Source organism: Carnobacterium gallinarum DSM 4847 (assembly GCF_000744375.1).
Classification (GTDB): Bacteria; Bacillota; Bacilli; order Lactobacillales; family Carnobacteriaceae; genus Carnobacterium; species Carnobacterium gallinarum.
This window is the reverse complement of the sequence record NZ_JQLU01000005.1, coordinates 1,196,728-1,214,310: the sequence shown is the minus strand read 5'-3', so window position 1 is coordinate 1,214,310 and position 17,583 is coordinate 1,196,728. Positions and strand designations below refer to the sequence as shown.

16 protein-coding genes are annotated in these 17,583 nt (G+C 33.5%); 2 read left to right on the top strand and 14 right to left on the bottom strand.

Features of this window, described 5'->3' with window-relative positions; all coding sequences use genetic code 11:
• Positions 1 to 29 precede the first annotated feature (29 nt).
• The 6 genes from BR43_RS10470 to BR43_RS10445 all read right to left on the bottom strand — a co-directional run bounded on the left by BR43_RS10470 (position 30) and on the right by BR43_RS10445 (position 8,390).
• Positions 30 to 3,089: an RCC1 domain-containing protein gene (locus tag BR43_RS10470; protein ID WP_034561829.1), complete on the bottom strand. Its 3,060-nt coding sequence runs from the start codon at positions 3,087 to 3,089 to the stop codon at positions 30 to 32.
• Between the two features lie 14 nt (positions 3,090 to 3,103).
• The gene (locus BR43_RS10465) at positions 3,104 to 3,679 is read right to left on the bottom strand and encodes a hypothetical protein (protein WP_169741041.1); all 576 of its coding nucleotides are present in this window, start codon (positions 3,677 to 3,679) and stop codon (positions 3,104 to 3,106) included.
• A 132-nt stretch (positions 3,680 to 3,811) separates the two neighbouring features.
• Positions 3,812 to 4,549, bottom strand: coding sequence for an LPXTG cell wall anchor domain-containing protein (locus BR43_RS10460; RefSeq protein WP_034561825.1), 738 nt, complete (start codon positions 4,547 to 4,549; stop codon positions 3,812 to 3,814).
• Between the two features lie 46 nt (positions 4,550 to 4,595).
• Positions 4,596 to 5,606 (bottom strand): hypothetical protein, encoded by a 1,011-nt coding sequence (locus BR43_RS10455; RefSeq protein WP_034561822.1) that lies wholly within the window; start codon positions 5,604 to 5,606, stop codon positions 4,596 to 4,598.
• A 77-nt stretch (positions 5,607 to 5,683) separates the two neighbouring features.
• Positions 5,684 to 6,637, bottom strand: coding sequence for a signal peptidase I (locus tag BR43_RS19150; RefSeq protein WP_051933911.1), 954 nt, complete (start codon positions 6,635 to 6,637; stop codon positions 5,684 to 5,686).
• A gap of 283 nt (positions 6,638 to 6,920) precedes the next feature.
• A complete protein-coding gene (locus BR43_RS10445; RefSeq protein WP_034561820.1) occupies positions 6,921 to 8,390 on the bottom strand; it encodes an AcpB/EbpR/MafR family transcriptional regulator in 1,470 nt (489 codons plus the stop codon).
• A 649-nt stretch (positions 8,391 to 9,039) separates the two neighbouring features.
• Here BR43_RS10445 and BR43_RS10440 point away from each other — a divergent pair.
• Positions 9,040 to 9,885 (top strand): histidine phosphatase family protein, encoded by an 846-nt coding sequence (locus BR43_RS10440; RefSeq protein WP_034561818.1) that lies wholly within the window; start codon positions 9,040 to 9,042, stop codon positions 9,883 to 9,885.
• 255 nt (positions 9,886 to 10,140) lie between these two features.
• Here the strand turns inward: BR43_RS10440 and BR43_RS10435 are convergent, their stop codons facing one another.
• Complete coding sequence (locus BR43_RS10435; RefSeq protein WP_034561815.1) at positions 10,141 to 10,431, bottom strand: DUF6483 family protein; 291 nt, start codon at positions 10,429 to 10,431, stop codon at positions 10,141 to 10,143.
• A 452-nt stretch (positions 10,432 to 10,883) separates the two neighbouring features.
• Between BR43_RS10435 and BR43_RS10430 the strand changes: the two genes are divergently transcribed.
• Positions 10,884 to 11,444: a hypothetical protein gene (locus BR43_RS10430; protein WP_034561813.1), complete on the top strand. Its 561-nt coding sequence runs from the start codon at positions 10,884 to 10,886 to the stop codon at positions 11,442 to 11,444.
• Positions 11,445 to 11,637: 193 nt separating this feature from the next.
• Here BR43_RS10430 and BR43_RS10425 read toward each other — a convergent pair whose 3' ends face one another.
• The 7 genes from BR43_RS10425 to BR43_RS10395 all read right to left on the bottom strand — a co-directional run bounded on the left by BR43_RS10425 (position 11,638) and on the right by BR43_RS10395 (position 17,452).
• The gene (locus BR43_RS10425) at positions 11,638 to 13,362 is read right to left on the bottom strand and encodes a metallophosphoesterase (RefSeq protein WP_034561811.1); all 1,725 of its coding nucleotides are present in this window, start codon (positions 13,360 to 13,362) and stop codon (positions 11,638 to 11,640) included.
• 480 nt (positions 13,363 to 13,842) lie between these two features.
• On the bottom strand, positions 13,843 to 14,028 hold the full coding sequence (locus tag BR43_RS10420) for a hypothetical protein (protein ID WP_034561809.1): 186 nt from the start codon (positions 14,026 to 14,028) through the stop codon (positions 13,843 to 13,845).
• Positions 14,029 to 14,155: 127 nt separating this feature from the next.
• A complete protein-coding gene (locus tag BR43_RS10415; RefSeq protein WP_034561807.1) occupies positions 14,156 to 14,863 on the bottom strand; it encodes a hypothetical protein in 708 nt (235 codons plus the stop codon).
• The gene (locus BR43_RS10410; protein ID WP_034561806.1) at positions 14,856 to 15,287 is read right to left on the bottom strand and encodes a hypothetical protein; all 432 of its coding nucleotides are present in this window, start codon (positions 15,285 to 15,287) and stop codon (positions 14,856 to 14,858) included. Before BR43_RS10410 ends, BR43_RS10415 begins: the two co-directional genes overlap by 8 nt.
• 15 nt (positions 15,288 to 15,302) lie before the next feature.
• Complete coding sequence (locus BR43_RS10405; protein WP_034561804.1) at positions 15,303 to 16,805, bottom strand: hypothetical protein; 1,503 nt, start codon at positions 16,803 to 16,805, stop codon at positions 15,303 to 15,305.
• Complete coding sequence (locus tag BR43_RS10400; protein WP_034561802.1) at positions 16,783 to 17,145, bottom strand: hypothetical protein; 363 nt, start codon at positions 17,143 to 17,145, stop codon at positions 16,783 to 16,785. Before BR43_RS10400 ends, BR43_RS10405 begins: the two co-directional genes overlap by 23 nt.
• Positions 17,132 to 17,452 carry a TIGR04197 family type VII secretion effector gene (locus BR43_RS10395; protein WP_034561800.1) on the bottom strand — a complete coding sequence of 107 codons (321 nt, stop codon included), beginning with the start codon at positions 17,450 to 17,452 and terminating at the stop codon, positions 17,132 to 17,134. The genes BR43_RS10400 and BR43_RS10395 overlap by 14 nt, the downstream gene beginning before the upstream one ends.
• Positions 17,453 to 17,583 lie beyond the last annotated feature (131 nt).

The following is a 17,583-nucleotide window of genomic DNA, read 5'->3' as shown; positions in this document are numbered from 1 at the left end:
AAACTTAATCCCTTAGTCTTTCTGTTTACTTAGTTCATTTTGATATTTCCAAAATTGTTAATTCTGTCTCCCCAGCCGTGTGAAGCTGTGTTATCTTTACTTGGATGCAAATATAATGTTACCCAATACTCACTTCCAGTATCAAAATCTAATCTTATTTCACCTGTAGTAGAACGTTTTGTAGCATCATGATTTCCATCAATCTTACTCACAATGTGTCCCGCATATTCATAATATTGTGGCGTTACCCATTTCACAAAATATCCTGTTGCATCAGCTTTAACTGTCACCTCATATTTCATGAAATCAACTGTATTAGTATCTAATCCAGAATTTGTAATCACATTGTTTTCTGAATCAATTGTTGTCCAATCTGATTGTTTTACATTCAATAGACGAAGATAGCCATTGGTCGGTAATACTACTGAAGAATTCGGATTTAAAATTACCTGTCGGACATGAACTACCGGCAATTGGTAAACAAAGATAACTTTAGTCGGACCAACTGGTGTAAATGTCGCTTGTCCATTTACTAAATTAGACAATGGCGAACCGTCCACTTGATAGCCCACAACTGTATAGCTAGCAATTTCTGGTGGAACCTTAGTTAACGGCTTATCAATTTTGACTGTTTCTGAAGCCATCGAAAATCCTGGGATTGATGCACCCGTTGACTTTTCGATTCCTTCATAATCAACAGTAACCCAACCAGAAGGGTTGATATCATAATAGAACGTATATATTTTTTTGGCTTCTTCCAGATACGTATCGGTATCTAAAATCAGTTGAATTTCTTTATCCTGAGGCTCATGCCATTGCCAATATTTATAAATATCAGCAATTTTTTCTTTAGTTGCAGCATCACTTGGTTGCGGGTTATTTGGATCATACCAAGAAACTTTCACCTTATCATAACCAAAAATTGGGGCTACAATTACGTTTTTATTTTTATCCAAAGGCAATCCATAAATATCTGGATTTTCATTCGCAATTAAATTGGAGTTTTTATTAACATTATCTGTCGTTTTTTCATAAATTTCCTCGGTTGGAGTACCGAATTTTTCACCTTTATGCTGAATAGTAATATCTGTATAAAAATTCGTATACTTTTTAGCAATAACTGAAGTTTCAATACGATCTCCAGCCTGATCCTTGCTATATACCCAAACAACTGAATTATCTGCGATTTCAATTGTATAATTATAAATCTTGTCAACATCAATTGAGGACAACTCTACGCCATTTAATAAATCGCCTTTATCATATAGAGAATTAAGATAGGCTGCTTCAAACTGCTCTTCCGTTGGCAAGTCGATACTAAAGTTGGCATCACTTGGATCATATGGCATTACAACATAACGTAAATCTTTCAAATAAGCTTTTAAAGTAAAATTCATATTTGAATTTTCAACTGTTTTGGGAATCGTGACATCTAAAGAAACGTCATCTTTTGAACCAGATGAGTGATACATTTTATTCTCGGGATCTTTGAGGCTCATTTGAACCGCATCGATATTTGGCGAACCTCTTAGAAACTGTGGTTCATAAGAGTACATGTTATATAATCCACCAGCAACATTTCCTGAAGCGGTCGCATCACTAGATGGATTCAAATAATCCCAACCCCATGCAATTGTACCAGATCCATCTACTGCCCATTTCCAAATATTCCCATCAACATCAATTGCGGTCGCACCTGACCTTGCACCTGAGATAACTGCTACTTTAGGGAATTCTTTTAGACCTAATTTTGCCCAATGTTCATCCTTGTACTTTTCATCGTAAACTGTCGGATGAAGCCCATCAACTAAGCCCCATTTTTTCTGTTGACCATAAACATTGTTCAGTCCCACATTAGGTTGGTTCAAATCAATGGTTCTACCAGTGTCTCCATCGCCGATTGTGTTTAAGCTTTGAATCGCTTCTGCAGAGTAGGCCTCTGCTCCTGAAATCGGTGGAACCCCAGTAGTGTCACCTTTCATCGGGCTTTTTACAATTCCTAAACCATAGTAATTGTTACCACCCCATGCCCAAACGCGACCATGCTGATCAATAAAATAAGCAACACGCTCTGTTGTAGTAACAGATTGTACGATTGGAGTATACCCAACACGGGTAATTTCAGAATCTTTAATATTAACTTTCTCAGGTGTCGAAACATACCTAACTCCAGCAGCAGAGTTTGCTACAGCTCCCCATTGCCAAACAGTACCATCTTCTTTCAAAACAGTTGATCGAAAGAACGTTGAACTAATTTGTTTAACATTAGACAGTGTTGGAACCTTAGCGGGTGTTGTTTGATATCCGCCAGTTGTACCTGCCCCAATTTCTCCATGCTCTCGTCGTCCCCATGTCCAAACATTCCCATCTGAATCTAGAGCAGCTGTATGAGAGCCGCCAACTGTAATTTGAGTAATCACAACATCATCAGGAATATCTGCTTTAACAACTGTATTTGTTGTACTCATTGAACCATTTCCTAATTGACCATATGCGTTTTGTCCCCACGTATAAACTTTCCCCTCGTCAGACAGAGCTGCCATAAATGTAGTACTTTCATCACCAAAGCTCATAACCATATCGACAATGTTAACCGAATCTAGCAATCCACCAACCTTGGCGGGGGATTGTAAATTGCCACTTGTATTCGTTGGTCCACCAATATTTGCAATATTAGATAAATTTCTTCCCCAAACCCAAACATGACCGTCTGAATCTAAAGCTGAAGCATTATACATCCCAGCTCCAACTTTAACAATTTCTTTGTTTCCGAAACTTTCAGATGGAATACGTACCATTCCACCAGCATAGGTTTTAGACCCACCTATACCTAGAAAACCATTATTATTGAATCCCCAAACCCAGACATCTCCTGCCTTTGATAAGGCGATTGAGCCTAAATGTCCTTGGGCTAGTTGTTTAAAGCCAACAGCAGACAACAAACCATAACTTGGTGGTTCTAAATCACTACCTGCTGAAACTGTATCAGTTGTATTTCTCACTTGATCCTCTGCAGAAAAAGCTAGTGTTGTCATAAATGCTATAATAGCAAATAATCCAACCCAGCGTTTTATATGTTTTATTCTCATTGTTTACCTCCCTTCTATAGTTTTCTCAATGGCTCTAATTGATTATCGATTTCTTCTAACGGTGAACCAATAACTGGTTTATTAGCGTCTTTCCACCAAGATTCTCTGTAATGAAATCCATTTGTATCAATAGCTTCTGTTTTAGCAACAATATCAAAACTTGCATTCTCATATTCTACTCCAACCACCGATAACTTAACTTTGCTAAATAAATTCGGCGCTATTTCTCCAGGAGCCAACAGGCCTAGATAGTAATAATAGCCATCATCACCATACTTCCATTTGGTTGTATCTAAATCTTCAATAATTACTTCTTTCCCGATTGTTGCTTGAAGTGGTTTTCCATTCTTAACGATTGATGGGAAAATCATTACTCGTACAAAGGCATCCATTGTTCCTGTATTATTCGCAGTAACTTCTTTTGCAAATGTCGTTTCATTCTTCAATTCATTGGGCGGAGTAAATTTATCTACTAAATCAACTTGAAAGTCAAAATTAGTTGCAAATTTATTTACTTCCAAATCAGATGATGAAAACCATGAAAAGGTGACAGAAAGGAGTGCTGTGATTGTACAAATAAAGGCAACCATAGTAATTATCCATTTATTTTTGCACAGTTTTAACAAGCTTTGCATACATAATCACACCTCATCTTTCTTAGTTTCTGTCTAATATTAACGAACTATTGTTGCTAGAACGAATTCTAGCAACAATAGTCTTTTTTAATTTTTAATTTTTTGTTCTTTTCTTTTTAAGTAAAGATAAAGTAAGGCTGTAATCACTAACAGGATTCCGCTTAATTTATATAAAAAAATCGGAAGACTATCACCAGTTTGTGGCAATAACGAAGTAATCCCGTTTCCTGGTTTTGATGTAGGAGGTAATTCACCGTCAGGATCTTCTTTTCCAGGAGGCTTTATAGCTGACTTTTCAGCATTTGCAGCAAATGTCCAAACAACATCTGCTGTACTTTTACCTGAGTAAAAATCTTTATACGAAATGTTACTAGATAAATTTAATTGAATCTGCATATTCGTTTTAGAATTTGCAGCAAAACTTCCTAAATCAAGCTCTCTTGATGAAACTTGATTTCCGTTTGTATCACTAGCCAACGTCCCATTATAAAGCTCGTTTCCATCTATTGTAATTATCATCTTCATCTCTTTTACAAGATCTATTTTTCCTGAACGTGATCTAGGCTCAATAATCATTTTTAAATTAAAAGCATCATTTTTTCGATTATTTTGAATAACTAAATTCCGTGTAATCGTATCCCCTGGTTGTAATCCTGTCAGGTTGAAAAAATAATCTCCATCTTTTGTCACTTTAAGACCGTTATCGTCACCTATTAAAAATCCATCAGGAAATGAAGTTGCTGCTGAAGCATCTATTGTTGTATACCCTATCGACAGCAACACTATCATTATTAAACTTAGCGTTAAAGTTTTGATTTGACTCAAATTCTTCCCTCCTTACTGACTTTACTGGGAATAGGATTATGGAGTCTTATTCTGAAGCAAGATTAGATAAAGCTGTTTGTAATGCTGGAGTTAGTGTTGGCCAAGCTCCACCAGTACCAACTGCTGCTTTAGTTGCTTGAATTGCATCAGCTTTAACTGTTAAATCAAATTTCATTAATTGATATGTGTTTCCTGCACTTGGATCTAATGTGACACTGCTTAGTAAGAAAGGAGTAATTTCTCCAGAAGAAATTGTTCCGATGTAGTAGAAATAGCCATCGTTTTCATTATAGAACCATGTGTTGTTTGTAATTGTAGTGTTGTCAATTGAATCATAGCTTAATTTGATTAGAGAATCTAATTGAGATTGTCCAGTTAAGTTACTTGCTGGTTTCACATCAGACCACACTAATTCAGTTGCTGTAGATTGTGTAAAGTAGTAATAGTTAACATCACTAATTGATGCTGTTAATGTTGCTTCATTTAATGCTACTTCTGCTGTTACTTTGTTTAATGAAGCTCCGTCTTTACCCATAAATGCAAAAGTATAAACTGTTTTAGCAGGTGTGCTGCTCACAACGTCTTTTTTAACATACATTTCTACGTCTGCTGGTAGTGGAGTAGCTGCATCCAAATTGATATCAGAAGTTGCTAAAGTTTTATATGCTGCTAATTTTGAAAAATCAGTTGATGGCACAGCCACGTCTGTTGCTCCTGATAATTTTGTAGGTGTTTTAGCTTGTTCTAAGTTATCACCTGTTGTGTTAGCTAGCATTTTTTGTAATTTTTCACCAAATGTTAAACGTACAAATACTTCATTTTCATTGTTGTTAATAACCCCAACTTTTTTCTCTACTTCTTGTCCTGGTTTCCAATCTTTAGGTTCTTCAAAGACCTCCCATACTTTTACAGAGCCATCTGGCATTGCTCCCGTTTCAAAGTGATTGACTGCCTCATCGTGAGCTGTAAACCAAGCATAAGTAGCAACCATTAGCATGATAGCTGTTAAAGCTAATGATGCTCCCATAACAAATTTTTTATTTTTTTTGATATTCATACATTTTCCTCCTAAAAAAATTTTATATTTATAACAACATTTGAATAGGATTTCCTAAACAAATGAAATTACCTGAATTAAGGTGTTTCTTTTGTACTTGTGAAATATTGCTGTAGTACTAAAATCAGTAAGAAAAAGGCTACAACAAAAATTAAAACGGGTACTACATTTTCACGGATATAAGACATTAAGCTTCCCATAAATGGCAAAGCAAATTGAACTTTACCAATAACTAAATCTCCCGTAATAGGTGGATCATTGCTGTTGTTCGCATCTCCTCGGGTAATCAATTGGATGACCTTTTCTCCATCTGTCGTCCCCTGTTTTGCAACTTCTTTTTTCTCAACAACTCTATGAGTTAAGTAAGCATCTGCATTTTTTCCAGGAACAAATGTAATAATATCATTCACTTTGATTCCGCTGGCTGGTGTTACTTTGACAACAATCATATCTCCCGCAACAAAATTGCCTTTTTGATTTTCTTGAGTTTTTTTCATTGAATTCGTTAAAACATTGTAAATTCGATAACCAAAAAAGGATTTATTTTGTTGATTACTGACAGCGAATAACGTTGCGCCGCCCAACATGAAAAAGATGAATGTAAAGAAAATAACATTCCAAATCGTTCCAATAATCTGACTTTTTTTACTAGGTGCTTCAATTGGTATCGACTTAGTCTGTACTTTCTTTTTGTTGCTACGTACTGTTGAATCTTTTTTACGAGTTGATTGCTTGGGTTTGGGTCTATTCGGATTTTTTCTTTGTATTTCTCCGTCCCTCACAACTTTTCGCTTTTTAGTATTAGTAGAAGAAGTATTTTTAGAAGTTTTCTGGTTTTTTTTAACTGTTGTTGAAGTTTTATCTGTTGTTGAGCTTTTTTTAGTAGACGATTTCCTTTTTTCAGAGGAATTCGCTCTACTTTGAGGCCTCTTCTTTTTCGGTCTTACTATTGTTTCGTCTTTTTGTGCTTGTGAAGGTCTCGTTCGTTTTTTTCTAGTCTTTTTTATTGGCTCTGATTGATTCTTATCCAATTTAAATCCCCCTAAAATTATTTGAATTTTTCTAAATAACTACTAAGTAATGTAAGAACAATAAGGGAAAATGGATTCAGAACAAAAAATAACAATTGTAATATTTCTAGCATCATAAGATATATATTCAAACTTAGTCATCTAAAAAACAACCTTTTTTACACCCTTCAACTTCTACGTGTCTATCTTCACATTTTTCTTTTTTCATTGCAACACATAGAATTTCCCAATAAAGAATCTTTTTTTGTGAAATATCCCCTTATCTTGTCACATTTCAGAAAATTTATAAGTTTTCTAAAACAAGTTCTAATTTACTCAAATCTCTTGCTGTTGGGTAAACATTCCAAATGAATTTTTCACAAGAATACCATGTCATCTCTTCAAAAAAACAGTCCGTTATTATTAAATCAACTTCTTTAGTTAGTTTCTTCACAAAATGAATAGGTCCTCTATAGTAACGATTCACTTTATCTTTTAAATAGTTACTATTCTTCTTACCAGAAACCGAATACATAAAAATATTCAACGTTTTCTTATGGAGGGTTTCATTTAAGTTTCGTAAAATCAAGCAATATTCAGGAAAAAGGATCTCTTTATTTTGATTTTCAAAAAAATAGCCAAATTTCGTATTTTTTTCTAGCTCTTGATAAAAATCTTCCATATCCCCAATAAAACTGCTCATTTTCATACTCACCACTTCTTCATTAGCTAAAGATAATAGTGCTGGATATCCACTTTTTAGAAATGTCATACGGTAATGGATATGAAGTAGGTTAGCGTATAAGATTGAATAGTTACTAATATTTAATTCTTGCTTAAAATAGCCTAAATATGTATCTAACCAAAAGGAAGTAATTTCAACATAATCCAACGCTTGATAACGAGGCATCTTAATAAAAATACTGTTTACCGTAACATCGTTTTGATCGTGATAGTCAAAGCTAAAAAAGACTTCGTATATGAAATAAATTTCATTTTGTAATTCTGTTGGCAGTAAGTCTACATACTTTAAGAAAAAATCAGCTAATTTTTTTTCAAATAAACCTACACTATCTTCATCAATAAATACTGGTCGTGTCGTTGCTTTAGCTGAAATATGATAGCCTTTTTGAATTCTAATCACAGATGTAGCTAGCCAAAATCTTAGAGACTCTTTTTCAGATAAATCTAAATCGCGCTTTTTCTCTAGTTCCTTGATTACTTCGTTCATATCTTCCTTCGCTACTTGTTGAAAAGGCCAATCCACACTGTAATTAGAATGTAGAAAAAATAAATAACTAAAATAACGAATCTGTTTCTCTTCACCAATTAATTTTGTGCTAGGATTTGAAGCCAATTCTAAATCAAAGCCCTTTAAAATTGTTTTAATATCACTAAACTTATTGTGAACAGCTGTATAACTCATAAAATTCTCTATTGAAAATGTTGTAATATCAATAAATTTCTCATCCAAAATTTCTTTTAATATATTGTAAACTAATGAATTTTTTAAATACATTAATTTAATTTCATTCAGTGAAAAGTCTTGATTGATGTCCAAACGATAACCTTGACTTTCATTGTAAATTAAATCAACTTGCTCTTTCCAAACAACTAGATCTTCTTTTAAAATATCCATTGTCTTTTTTACTGTTTTTTTAGTAACTCCTGCAACAAAACCTATTTCTATTAATGAAAAATAATTTTCATTTGACATTAACAGCTGTAAAATCCGTAATTTCCTTAAAGAAATCTTACCTAAAATATTGTTCAATAACTATCACTCCTCTTTATCCTTTCATTTAAGAACCTAGAAGCATATAACTCTCTAACTATAAGTTTATCATGCGTTTTTAAATTAACTAAATGTATGTTTACCTTGCTGCTTCAGCAGCAAAATATAATTTACAACTTAAATATTATCTAGAATCAACCCAATTTTCTCACATAATAATTCGCTCCACAAGGAAATTTAAAATCACGCTAATTTGGGCTTATAGTGTATTTTCTGTATATATTGAATAAACATACAGTTTTGTATATTATATATTCAAAAACGGATGATTTATAATTTTTTTAATATAAAATCAGGAGTTTTTTTTAACTATATCCTTTTTATAAGAAAATTAAAAAAAATAAAAAACGTTCGTTGCAAACGCTTACTATACATGCTATAATTTTATTTAGTAAATTAATAAGTCATATATTTTAGGATTGTTACCATTTTTGGGCAAAACCTAGACGGATTTTGAATAATAGAGAGTATTATTTTTGGTATCTCTATGTCTAAAATCGGTCTAGGTTATTTTTTTACTTATATTTAATTGGTGAACAACCTTCAACAGCTGATTTTCGTGGAGGACGCTCTGGTTAGTGACAAAAAAGCTGTGAAGATAAATAAAAAAAAGGGAGATAACTAAAAAATGAAAAACAAATGGTTAAAGCTAGCTGTAGTAGCTTGCGGAATGTTGGTAATGGTTGGTTGTGGAAACTCAAGTTCAGCTGGAGATAGTTCTGATAGTAAAAACACAAGTTCTGAAACAGCGAAAAAAGAAAATGGTCAGGTGACTTTTTACATCGTTCGTCACGGAAAAACAATGTTAAATACAACTGATCGTGTTCAAGGTTGGTCGGATGCCGTCTTAACACCAGCAGGAGAAGAAGTTGTAACTGATGCTGGAAAAGGAATGCAAGATATTAATTTCACTTCAGCATATAGCAGTGATAGTGGGCGCGCAATTCAAACTGCGCAAATGATTTTGGATGAGAACAAAGACTCTTCTAAATTACAAATCAAAACAGATCCACGTTTCCGTGAATTTAACTTTGGTAGCTATGAAGGTGACTTAAATGAAACAATGTGGACAGATATCGCTAAGAGCCAAGGAAAAACATTAGAAGAATGGACGAATGAAGGCGTTTCACCAAAGAACTTTGCCAATAGTGTTGCCGCTTTAGATAAAGATCGTGTGGAAGATGGCGTTAACTGGCCAGCAGAAGATTATGTAACAATCGAGGCTCGTCTTAAAGCAGGTTTAACTGAAATTGCTGAAAAAGAAAGTAAAAGTGGCGATCATAATGTTTTATTAGTTTCCCACGGCTTAAGTATTAGTGCTTTAATTGACACTTTATTCGATGGCTTCACTTTACCAACTGGTGGGTTGAAAAATGCTAGTGTGTCGATTATCACGTATAAAGATGGTGAATTTACTCTTGGAGAAGTAAATGATTTAAGCTATTTAGAAAAAGGGGCAACAGAAAGTAAATAGATAGAAACAAATAAAAAGGGGCAATCACTTTGTAGTGACCCCCAAAAGTTAGATTTTTTACAGAGTAGATTTTCTACTCTGTTTTTTTTTACGCAGTTAAACTCATTTTCTTTCTAAATTGAACGGGGCTTTGCCAGCCTAATTTTTTTTATTCGAGAATGATTAGCATACTCTGTATAACGTTCAATCGCTTTTTTTAATTTCTCAGTGATGCTTACGTATCCATTCTTAATTGTTTTGGATAAACTATTACTTTTATAAATTATATTTGCGTAAAAACAGCTCATTTTCAAGCCATTTTGCTAATTTTTCATTTTCAGCATTGGTTAATTGTTCTTGAATTGATTTCAAAAAGGTTTCGGCTTGTTGAATCTCACCTTTATCTAGTAATTGTTGTAGAAAATCGTGAATTGGTAGCAATGCTCCCTCAGCATTTTTATGAATTTCAATATCCAATTTGCTACGATCTTTGCCCAATATTGCCCTAAGTCCTCTAGTCATCTGATTTACTTGTCTCATAATAAAATCATCTTCTTGTTTATACATCGTCTTTTCCTCCCCTAGTAAGAATAGTCTTGTACTTAAATTATGCTACATTCCAGATACAATCACAAATTTTTTTAGCTATTTAAAGATATCACATAGATTGAACCTTTTACTTTTCACATATAGCACAATGCCGATAATACATTTTCAAGTACTACTGAAATCTCTAACCGTTATGGATTTATTTATGCTAATCAGGGCGATAAAAGGATGGATAGTTTAAAATAAATTAAGAATTTAATTAGTAATCATTCTTATATTTACACACATTCTATTTACATGACTATTATAAATATAGTTGAAAAGATATAAAATACATAGTTTTCACATTATATATACATTTAAAATAAAACTTCGATAATATTATTTATTCGATTGGATAATAAATAATGATTGTATTATAATTTATATATAAACAAAAAATCGATACAGAAGAAAGAAGGAATAAAAAAATGAAAACACTAACAAAACTAGTGAGTCTCTCTTTATTATTACTTGTTGGATTGGCAATTGGCGGAGCAACACAGGCAAATGCCGAAGCTTATAATCCAAGCTATGAAAACTTCGCTCCAAGTCAAAAAGCGAATGAAGAAGCAATTCGTCTTTTAAAGGAAAGTGGCGATGATTTACAAAATCTACCTGTACCCGTAGAAAGTTTAACGATTGAACAACCGATTGAATCAACTATAGGCGCAAACAGCAGTTTAATACGTGCTACCAAAAGATCATACAATATTGATGCTATCTTAATTGATAAAAACACCAATCGTGTGGAATACCGTAGTAACTACCTAGCACCTGCTGGATTCACTTGGTATGACAATGGAATTCCAACATCTGCTGTAACTAAAGGAAGTGGAAATTGGTTCCAATTCAATGGGAACGTTGCTGATACCGGAATCGGAGCATACGATCAAGGATGGTACTGGAGAAAATTCTCAACAATTACAAACAACAAAGTTCTTTATTTCTGGGCATCTGCTTGGAACTTAAATGATTTAATTTATAACTAATATCTAAAGCACTCTATTGATTCCATTAAATAGGAATCAATAGAGTGCTTATTTTTTTATTTCCACCGAATCGGAATTTCTACAGATCCTTCATAATAAAAGTTATCCTTTGAATGTGACCATCTAAAAGTTAACGTTTCTCTTCGCTCATTAAAATATAAAATTATATTTACCAATTGCTTGAAAATAACGATTATCGTATTCCTTTATTTTCATTATTTAACAAACTTGAATTTAGTAGACTCATCAGCTCAAAGCCTGTATTCATCTTAGAATAAATTGAACAAACCACAAATAATTCTTTTCCTGCAAATTTTACAACTTTGGATCGCCCTGAAGATGCCGGTATATGATGGTGACCATGAATTGCTCCAATTATATTATAGTCTGCAACTAATTTTTCGATTTTGGATTCTGAACAATCATAATCCTTATTGTACGCTTTACTTTTTGGTGAAAGCATACTAAGTTCATTAAATAGCGGCGCGTGGGTCACAATCACTGTTGGTAGCTCATACTCTTCATTTAACAGTTTTTTTAACGACTTGAGAATAAATTTTTGTTGTTCTTTCTTCCTATTCACTAGTACGACAGGGATCGTGAGTCCTATATAGCGAATTCCATTATGAATCACACTGCTATTATTTAATACTTTTACTCTAGGAAATCGTTTTTCAATTTCAATTTTTACGATTTTATAATACTTATGGTCACCAATAGGCAGCAAATACCAAGAATCATCTGGATTTTGTACGAGTTCTTTAAACCATTTATTTGTGAAAAATGGACGCCACTTTTCCCACTGTTCATCTTCTATGTCAGGACTATCTGGCAACACATCTACTAATTCATGATTTCCAATCACATAAATGCCACTAATGTCTTCATTTGTTATACGAGAATCGGAAATATCGCCAGCTAACACATTGAAGTTTTTATTAATGAAGGGAAAGGTTCCACCAGTTCCATGGATATCCGAAACAACATTTACTAAATTCAGATTCTCTGTTAGAAGAATATTTTCAAAATAAGGTTCTAATTTTTCAGGATTCACGCTATGTGCAACATAATTTTTCCGAACGTCTGACAATTCTTTTCCGAATTCTGAGCGCAAAAGCGGCTTATTCGTTGTTGCTAGAGATTGGTTCGCAAGGACGATTGAACTTTCGATACTTTGTTTGACTTCTTTAGGGAATAAAGTCAAAGCTAGATTAATATCTGATTCAAAAGTTAACTGTGCATCGCTACGCAAGTCCCCTTGTAGTTCTGATTCTAACAATTGGATCGTTTTCCCATCAGTTATTATTGGCAAAGATTTAGTAAGCTGAACGACAAAGTTGAGGTATTCTGAAAGATATCCAGATATGCCTGTTTTCGTATTTTCGCTAAACAAAAACTTACCTGCTAAATTAGCCGAAAGCGGTCCCGTTTCGTCATGTTGCATCAATCGTCCTAAAATTTGAATCTCAAATAACGGATTTTGAAAAATGGCATTATATGCTTGACTGACTTCAAATGAGTCCTTAGCAACCTGTTTATTCGTCACTTGGAAAATACTTAATACAAGATACTGTTCTAAATTAGATTTATGCAATTCGATATATTGTCGCACCTCTTCTGGATGAAGCAAGTACTGAATCGCAGCACGTTGAATATAATTTCTAGCTGTATCATAAGGAATCGCTGAATACACGATATCACCCTGGGATGATATCGTCATAGAACCTTCTTTCACATTATAGGTCAATTGAAAATAATCATTTTTAAATAAGGTTTTATTGATAGGCCGGCGTTTATTTTCTGGATAAAGTTCTAAACGGCTAGCAAGTTCTGACGGTAATGTAGGTTTTATTTCTAATGGCAAAAAAGGGTTCTTTTTTTTAATAATTAAAGAATCTTCATTTTCATTCGATTTCATTAAAGCACCTCATCCTTTGATTTTATTCAGCTTAATTATATCATGGATAGTCAAATAAATTGGCGCACAAAAAGGGTGTCTTTGACCCGATACTTACCGGTAAAAAGACAACCTAAAAGCTGTTCTGATTTAATTCGATACTTTTGAAGTCTTACTTTATTTGATATATTGAGTTTTATACGTAAGTTTAGCAATATTCTGATAGATACATTTTAGATTATCCCAAGAAATTTCTAACCACTCATTATCAATGACTATAAAAAATTATATTAGGTAAAAAGCCACTATTCCGAGCATTAAGCTATACATGATTGAATACCCCAGTCAGCATAGTTTTCCAATACAGCTGGTTCTTCATTTTCATCATGAAAAATGTAATCTACACTATTTTTATAAGCTTCCTTTTCAGGCATATTTCTTCCATAAAGAGGAACAGGATAAGGTGCTGATGTCGAATCAACTATTGTAGTTAAACTATCTTCAAATTGGTAATTGATTTAATTCTTTAACTGCTGCTTCCATAATTTCTTTATAATAGTCTTTTGCCGCTTCTGGTAATTCTAACTCGGATATACCATTTTCTAACACCGCTTTTTTTCTTTTTTCAGGTGTATCCCATGTCTTCCATTTTTCATTCACTCGAGTCCGCCAATCTCCTGCTGGCATATTAAACCCTGCTTCATTCCATGAACTCGCACTTTCAGAAACGGAACTAAGAATGAAAAAGGTATTCTTATTTTCTGCCTACTTTATTGACATTAATCCATCTGATTAAAAAATACTCTTCACTATATCAAAAATTATTATGGATAAATTTCATTACATCAATCCCTAGCTCATTCTTTGCATAATGTTCTCTACCTTTTTTTGTAAATTCAACACTATATTTTTCTACTTGTTCCCAGTCAATAAATGATCTATTTGTAATAAATTCTACTTCGTCAACCAAATTTTTATGAACTGCAAAAATATACTTTGACTGAATTAAATAGTCCACACTCTCCCTAAATCCCGTATTTTCAATTCTTTTTTCTACGTCTTTTAATTTTATATCTCCATAAGAGATAGTACTCAATAATAATTGTATCTCCTCCGAAACGACTCTACTCTCATATAATTCTCTTGACATGATAGTTAAACAATAGTCAGGCTTAGCACAATAAACGGCAATCAATGATTCTGACAAATTAGTGATTTTTATGATTTTTTCGTCATTTTGTGGATACCAAACTAAATTTTCAGCAAATTCAATTCGAGGCTCATCCCACTCCGTATCTACAAAAGAACTTAACAACGTATCCAAATTAGAAAACGCGATCTCATTCTCAGAAAATATTTGACATTTCACTAACACATTTTCTTTAACTTTTTTTGAAAATGTAACTAGCAATGTAACAAGTTCCTCATACGTATATTTATCTTTAAAAAGTAAATTTTCTACGTATACCCAATTACTCTTATTCTTTACTGCTTCTTCTAAAAAAACATCTACTTTATCCATGCCTCACCTCTTTTTCTACTACATCAAGACATCTAATAAATCCATCTTCAACAGGATAAAATACACTATAATTTTCAATATTGTCTACCTGATTTAGACGCGTGATTGATTGTCTAAACTCACTAGAATCGAAAAATTCTTCCTTACTAATAAAAATTTCTGGAGGTGTTAAGTTAGCATCTACTAACTGCCAAAATAGTTCCCCCCAATTTTGTACTTTTTTTGATTGCCCACATTGGATTCTTATCATAACTTTAAGTGTATCTAGCCCTCTTTTTCTCAATTCTTTTTTCATAATTTTCATAATTTCTAGACAATCTTCATAATTGAATGTCTCTTTACCTATGAAAAAATCTATATGTTCAGAATGTATTTGTTTGGAGCTTTTTTCCCATTCATTAATAAATTTATTTATATTTTCCATTTTTTCTCCTTTTCTTTATGGTAATTTCCAACCTATATCTTGTAGCCATTTCAATAATTTTTTTGTCAATTTAGGCGGCTGTCCGCTAGAATTATGCCCCCAAGTCCCATCTCTATTTAAAGTCCATCTAGAATCATCAAAATGAATGTGGTCTTGTGCATCTTCTACATCGCTAAATCCTTTATCAGCTCTTTTTACTCCTTTTGGTGCTTTTCCAGAATTGATTTGCTTGTTTATTTGGTTAGTATAAGAAGTATTCTGTCTATCACCATAATTCTTCGCAAAACTATAATTCACAGATCCTGCCGAAACGCCTATTTTACTAATTGCATCTACAACAGTTGCGGCACCCACACCAGTGATTGTCGTACCGGCTACTGCCCCCGCTTGACTAACTCCTACTAATGCAAGTGTTCCTCCTGAAAAATAAGTACCTGTTAAATCAAGACCTGTGATACCAACTCCTAAAAGGGTCTCCACAACACCTGCTACCAATTGTGGAAAGTTTTCTTTTAGTAGGGCAAACCGTTGTGCATCAAATTCGTGATTCGCTTGAACTGTTAGCTCTTGGTCATTTACACCATTTTTAAGAATAATCACACCATCTCCGGCAAAATAAACAGGTACGACACGCAAAATATTCCCTTCATCATCAAATATTAGTAATTGATTTAATTCTTTAACTGCTGCTTCCCATTGATCTACCGGTACATTTTTTAAGGCTTCTTCCATAATTTCTTTGTAATAGTCTTTTGCCGCTTCTGGTAATTCCAACTCGGATATACTATTTTCTAATACCGCTTTTTTTCTTTTTTCAGGTGTATCCCGTGTCTTCCATTTCTCATTCACTCGAGTCCGCCAATCTCCTGCTGGCAAAGAAAAACCTGCTCCATTCCATGAACCCGCTCCGATTTCACCTGTGGAAGGGTCTCCACCAAGGATTTTCAGCCCCTCATCCATCAAACTCGCACTTTCAGAAACAGAATTAAAATACGAAGCAGAATTTCCATTAAATGCTAACAGATTATCCAATTTTTCTTGTATTTTAGCTCGCTCTACTTCGTTCGTCGCAATAGAAGAAGTTAGCCCGCTCATTACTTCTCGATAATCAACCTGAATCGCTTGTTGCATCACAACATCTTGACTACGATACCAACTTTCCTGATTTTCTTTTGATGTCGCTAAGCTTTGAATAGATGCATTATAGTCTCCAATTTGTTTCTCCAAAACTTCTGAGTCTAATGATTTTTCTCCACATAAAGAGATATAGCCATCTACATAGGCTTGATTAGCCTCTTCTATGCTCTGCGCATGTAACAGCATCGCTTTAGCTAAAGCTGGGTACATTGATGACAAATACGATTTAATTGAATTTCCCGCTGTTCCACCAATCCCTAATTCTAAAATTAAACCTTCTGTCGCAAAATGTAAATGGTTTGCGCCTTCTTTTAAAGATTGACAGTAAGAGTTAATATCCGCTGTTTGTGTACGAATTTCACTTAACTCCATTTTTACCATGTGCATCCTCCTCTCTGAACTCGTTTAATTCTTGTTCATGGAGTGCTTCATTTTCTTCTGTTAATCGTATTTTTTCTTTTGAAAGATATTCTGTAATTTCTTCACTACTTTCTAAAAAAAAGGACTCGTTTCGACGATTCTCTTCTAATCCATCTTCAAATAAGTATTGCTCTGGTTCTCCGTAAAAATACTCTAACACGTCTTCTTTTAACAGTTTATTTTGAACATACGCTTGTCTCGTTTCGTCAGTGTGATAGTCAAATTTTTTTCGACTTACGAACAAATCATCCTGAGCTTCTTCATTACGTCTTCTCTTTGCCCGAATCTCATTTAAATCCATTAACTGCTCCCCCTTTAAACGATGACCCCAAAAGTGATTCATCTAGCAATTTTTTAATGTGTTCATCCGTACGAGTAAAAGCTGTCATCACACTTTGAATCGACTCTACATCCCGATTTAATAATTGTTGTGCTAGATATGTATTTTGTTTCAACTTTTGAAACGTACTTTTAGCACATTCATTTCCTGAAATAGTGGTTCCCCTTGAAAAAGTTACTATGTTTGAAATAGCTAACTTATCACTGGCTTGACAGATTTTTGTTGCCTGATTATGTGCAGCAACTGGATTAACCTCAATAGTACTCATCATATGCCCCCCTTCTGAACTGTATTTTATTATTCGTGAATTGATTATCCTGACAAAGCCAAAATTGAATAACTTCCATTATCATTAATTTTAACATAAAATAATTATTGCAGAACATATTTTTTGTTTAA